Annotated in this window: 5 protein-coding genes and 1 tRNA gene; 2 read left to right on the top strand and 4 right to left on the bottom strand. The window is 51.0% G+C overall.

Annotated features, from left to right (window positions below):
* Positions 1 to 279 precede the first annotated feature (279 nt).
* A complete protein-coding gene (locus RMS95_RS09480; protein ID WP_310645614.1) occupies positions 280 to 759 on the bottom strand; it encodes a hypothetical protein in 480 nt (159 codons plus the stop codon).
* 61 nt (positions 760 to 820) lie between these two features.
* Between RMS95_RS09480 and RMS95_RS09475 the strand changes: the two genes are divergently transcribed.
* Positions 821 to 895: transfer RNA gene (locus RMS95_RS09475), tRNA-Arg, on the top strand.
* Positions 896 to 1,148: 253 nt separating this feature from the next.
* On the opposite strand, the gene RMS95_RS09470 is transcribed toward RMS95_RS09475, so the two are convergent.
* The 3 genes from RMS95_RS09470 to RMS95_RS09460 are packed head-to-tail and all read right to left on the bottom strand — an operon-like array spanning position 1,149 to position 3,421.
* Entirely contained in the window at positions 1,149 to 2,333 is a 1,185-nt protein-coding gene (locus tag RMS95_RS09470) for a VWA domain-containing protein (protein WP_310645611.1), read from the bottom strand.
* A gap of 6 nt (positions 2,334 to 2,339) precedes the next feature.
* Complete coding sequence (locus tag RMS95_RS09465) at positions 2,340 to 2,555, bottom strand: hypothetical protein (RefSeq protein ID WP_310645609.1); 216 nt, start codon at positions 2,553 to 2,555, stop codon at positions 2,340 to 2,342.
* An 11-nt stretch (positions 2,556 to 2,566) separates the two neighbouring features.
* The gene (locus RMS95_RS09460) at positions 2,567 to 3,421 is read right to left on the bottom strand and encodes a MoxR family ATPase (protein ID WP_104798848.1); all 855 of its coding nucleotides are present in this window, start codon (positions 3,419 to 3,421) and stop codon (positions 2,567 to 2,569) included.
* Positions 3,422 to 3,484: 63 nt separating this feature from the next.
* On the opposite strand from RMS95_RS09460, the gene RMS95_RS09455 reads away from it, so the two are divergent.
* The gene (locus RMS95_RS09455; RefSeq protein ID WP_310645607.1) at positions 3,485 to 4,147 is read left to right on the top strand and encodes a c-type cytochrome; all 663 of its coding nucleotides are present in this window, start codon (positions 3,485 to 3,487) and stop codon (positions 4,145 to 4,147) included.
* The last annotated feature ends 151 nt before the right edge of the window (positions 4,148 to 4,298 follow it).

Below are 4,298 nucleotides of genomic sequence, written 5' to 3'. Positions count from 1 at the left end.
TTTGGTATCGTTCTTCTCGGCTGAGGTGCTTGTACATTGGGCAATTTCGATTTGGCGGTTAAAGCGGCCATGATGCTCTCGCATCCTCAGCCACCTATAACCAGTTCATCTTTGTTGCACTTCGTCCTTGAATCCGCCGTTCTTATCAAAGAGACTTGCCATGTAATCAGCAATGACCGTTGCAGTCATAAACTGACCAAGTTTAGATTTGTTCTTTTGGTCAAGTTTTGAGTTGACTGATAACCTGATACTGTCAAGTGTCGCTGTATTCATTGGAATTTACTCTTTCAGTACCGTGGTTTTCAAATCCTTGGGTGGAAACTTCTTCTGGAAGTTATCCATCATTTCTTTCTTGTTGGCATAGTTGTTCAAGTTCTCTGCCAAGGAAAGCATAGCAGTTGCACGTTCTTCCAAGGACTTTGCAAAGGCTCTGAGCATGAAAATATGAGACAGGTCCTGAACTGGTGCTGTTGACTTGTTTGGCTTTTTCTTGACGGTGATCTGTGGTGCTGGCGCTTCTTCTGGAACTTCTTTGGTTGGTGTGGTTTCACCATTCAAAAGGAAGTTTGCCACGTCATAAACTGAGTAGTAAACAAGTCGTCCAATGTTCTTGAATGGGATTGGAAAACGGTTTTCTTTTCGCAACTTTGATTGCTGCTTGGAAGTGAATGGAATTACTTCAGACAGTTGTTCAGGTGACATCAACAACTTGCCTTTGGTCTTTTCCTTCAAATTATCAATAAGTTGTTGACTGACCATCTTGTATATCACTTCTTGTCTAAAGACTCGCACCCATGCTACAGTAGCGGGCTGATCGTGTGTCCCTGTAGTTCAATGGATAGAACAGGTTCCTCCTAAGAATCAGATCCAGGTTCGATTCCTGGTGGGGACACCACCGATTGACACTACATAAAAAAACAGGTAGCTACATGCTACCTGTTGTCGTTTCTGGCCCTTACTTTTCCATCTTCGTGTGCCAAATTTGTTCCAAGACTACCTTGGATCAAGGTGGATTTCGAGGGATTAGCAGAGTCTGCTTTCTATATAAATCAACAACTTAGCTTTGGTTTGGCACCCTACCAAGTCGCTTAGGAGGGAGTCGTTCTATCCATTGAACTACGGCGGCGGCCGATGGGTATTTTAGAGGCTCACTTGCTCAGCATCCGCATGGCTTCTTCCAGGCCTTTCAAAGTCATGGGGTACATGCGGTTGCTCATGAGCTGCTGAATGATGCTGACACTTTGGCGGTACTGCCAAACGCCTTGGGGTTCGGGGTTGATCCAAGCGTATTTCGGGAACGCATGGGTGAGGCGTTGCAGCCATTCCGCACCGGCTTCTTCGTTGTTGTATTCCACGCTGCCGCCAGGTTGCACAATTTCATACGGGCTCATGGTGGCGTCGCCAATGAAGATGAGTTTGTAGTCCTTGTTGTACTTGCGCAGGATGTCGACGGTGGCAAATTTTTCGGCAAAGCGGCGTTTGTTGTTGCGCCACATGAAGTCGTAAACGCAGTTGTGGAAGTAATAAAACTCCAAGTGTTTGAACTCAGCTTTGGCGGCGGAGAACATTTCTTCCACGCGGGCGATGTGTTCGTCCATCGTGCCGCCCACGTCCATGAGCAGCAACACTTTCACGTTGTTGTGGCGCTCGGGGCGCATCAAGATGTCGAGGTAACCGGCGTTGGCGGCGGTTTTGTGGATGGTGCCGTCCAAGTCCAGTTCTTCGACCGAGCCCTCGCGTGCAAAGCGACGCAAACGGCGCAGGGCCACTTTGATGTTGCGGGTGCCCAACTCTTGGGTGTCGTCGTAGTCTTGGTAGCTGCGCTGGTCCCACACTTTGACGGCACTTTTGTTGCCACCCTTGCCGCCAATGCGAATGCCTTGCGGGTTGTAGCCCCCGTTGCCAAATGGCGAGGTGCCGCCTGTGCCGATCCATTTGTTGCCACCTTCGTGGCGTTCTTTTTGTTCTTCGAGACGTTTTTTGAGCGTCTCCATCAACTCGTCCCAGCCCATTTTTTCAATGGCAGCTTTTTGCTCTGGGGTGAGTTCTTTTTGCAGTATTTTTTCGAGCCACTCCAACGGCACTTCTTTGGTGAAGTCGGTCAGCATGTCGACGCCTTTGAAGTACGCGCCAAAGGCACGGTCAAATTTGTCGTAGTGCTTTTCATCTTTGACCAAAATGAGGCGACTCAAGAAATAGAAGTCATCCAAGCTACAGGCGTCGCTACCGGGGCCCACCACCTGTGCTTTGAGCGCCTCCAAGAGCGTCAGGTATTCCTTGACGGAGACCGGCAGTTTGGCTGCGCGCAGGGTGTAGAAAAAATCGATCAGCATGGCGCCTTAGTCTTGTTTTGCCTGACGTGTGCGTAAGTGGCGGGCCGCTTGCAAGCCAATGCCGCCGCCCAAGCCCACCAGCAAAATTGCGATCATGCTGCCTGCACCGTAGCCTTCGGCAAACAAGTTCAGTCCAAACGTTACGCCCAAACCGTAGCCGAGTAACGCGCCAATCACGAAGCCCAGGGCATCGGTCAAACCTTCAATCAATTGTGCAAGCATGGGGGCGGCGATCAACGGTTGCGGCTTTGCATGAACACCAGTTTTTCAAACAGGGTCACGTCTTGCTCGTTTTTCAAGAGGGCACCGACCAAGGGTGGTACGGCGACTTTTTCGTCTGCCGTTTGCAGCGCAGACAAAGGAATGTCTTCGGCTACCAGCAGTTTGAGCCAGTCGATCAATTCACTCGTCGACGGCTTTTTCTTCAAGCCAGGCAAGTTGCGGATGTCGAAGAAGGTCTTCATCGCCATGCTCAGCAACTCTTGCTTGATGTTGGGGAAATGCACGGCCACGATTTGACGCATGGTGTCCGCATCGGGGAACTTGATGTAGTGGAAGAAGCAGCGACGCAAGAACGCGTCGGGCAATTCTTTTTCATTGTTCGAGGTGATGAACACCAGTGGACGGTTTTTGGCCTTGATCAGCTGGCGCGTTTCATAGCAGTAAAACTCCATGCGGTCGAGTTCGCGCAACAAGTCGTTGGGAAACTCAATGTCCGCTTTGTCGATTTCGTCAATCAACAAGGCCACGGGTTCTTCGGCCATGAAGGCCTGCCACAGCACGCCTTTGATGATGTAGTTGTCAATGTTTTTGACCCGCTCGCCGCCGTCTAAGTCAGACATTTGGCTGTCGCGCAGACGACTGACCGCGTCGTATTCGTACAGGCCTTGCTGCGCTTTGGTGGTTGATTTGATGTGCCATTGCAGCAAGGGCATGCCCAGCGCCTGCGCCACCTCCTCAGCAAGCATGGTCTTGCCTGTGCCGGGTTCTCCCTTGACCAACAAAGGGCGTTTGAGGGTCATCGCTGCGTTGACGGCAAGCATCAAATCGGGGGTGGTGACGTAGTTCTCGGTACCGGTGAATTTCATGGTGAGGCGCTCTATATAATTCGGGGTTGACTTTAATCAATCTGTCTTGGCTGGATTTGCACTATGAACAAGTTTCTCTCAACCGCGTTAGCTTTCGTTGTCGCCGCTGCGACCTTTTCTAGCCAAGCTCAAGAGCTCAAAGGCGATGCCAAAGCAGGCGAAACCAAAATCGCCATGTGCATTGGTTGCCACGGCATCATTGGCTATCAGGCTAGCTTCCCCGAAGTGTACAAAGTCCCCAAAATCTCGGGCCAAGGCGAGAAATACATCGCCTCTGCATTGACGGCTTACAAAAAGGGCGAGCGCAAGCACCCCACCATGCGCAGCATTGCGGTCAGCTTGACTGAGCAAGACATCGCCGATGTCTCCGCTTACTACAGCGTACACGGCAAAGTGGAAGGCGCTACGCTGCCAGAAGCCGCCACTGAAGCCAAAGGCAATGTGGCCGCTTTGTTGACCAAAGGCGCCTGTGCCTCTTGCCACGGCGCTAACTTTGCCAAGCCTATCGACCCAAGCTACCCCAAGATTGCCGGCCAAAATGCCGATTACTTGTTCGTCGCTTTGAAGTCTTACAAGGTTGAAGGCACCTCATCATGGGGCCGCAGCAACGGTGTGATGGGCGGTGTTGCCAAGCAATTCAGCAACGCTGAGCTCAAAGAATTGGCCAACTACGTGGCTTCACAACAAGGCGATCTCAAAACCTTGCCACAGTCTAAATTCCGCTGAACTAGCCCTGTTTAGTTAGGCGGATTCAAGGACGAAGTGCAACACGCTTTAACGAGGCATGGAATACCTCGTGAGGTGTCTTGAATCCTAGTCGCTTTCTGGGGCGATGATTCAATCGGTTTTCAATCATAGTCAATTCCTCATCCGTCAC

This window comes from Limnohabitans sp. (genome assembly GCF_031539175.1).
GTDB lineage: Bacteria > Pseudomonadota > Gammaproteobacteria > Burkholderiales > Burkholderiaceae_C > Limnohabitans.
The sequence above is the reverse complement of the archived record's forward strand: the minus strand, read 5'-3'. Positions and strand labels throughout refer to the sequence as shown.

Bases quoted from the DNA above. Each gene is read 5' to 3' on its own strand.
- RMS95_RS09470 (WP_310645611.1), bottom strand. From the start codon at position 2,333: ATGCTGATCGATTTTTTCTACACCCTGCGCGCAGCCAAACTGCCGGTC.
- RMS95_RS09465 (WP_310645609.1), bottom strand. From the start codon at position 2,555: ATGCTTGCACAATTGATTGAAGGTTTGACCGATGCCCTGGGCTTCGTG.
- RMS95_RS09455 (WP_310645607.1), top strand. From the start codon at position 3,485: ATGAACAAGTTTCTCTCAACCGCGTTAGCTTTCGTTGTCGCCGCTGCG.
- RMS95_RS09460 (WP_104798848.1), bottom strand. From the start codon at position 3,421: ATGAAATTCACCGGTACCGAGAACTACGTCACCACCCCCGATTTGATG.
- RMS95_RS09480 (WP_310645614.1), bottom strand. From the start codon at position 759: ATGGTCAGTCAACAACTTATTGATAATTTGAAGGAAAAGACCAAAGGC.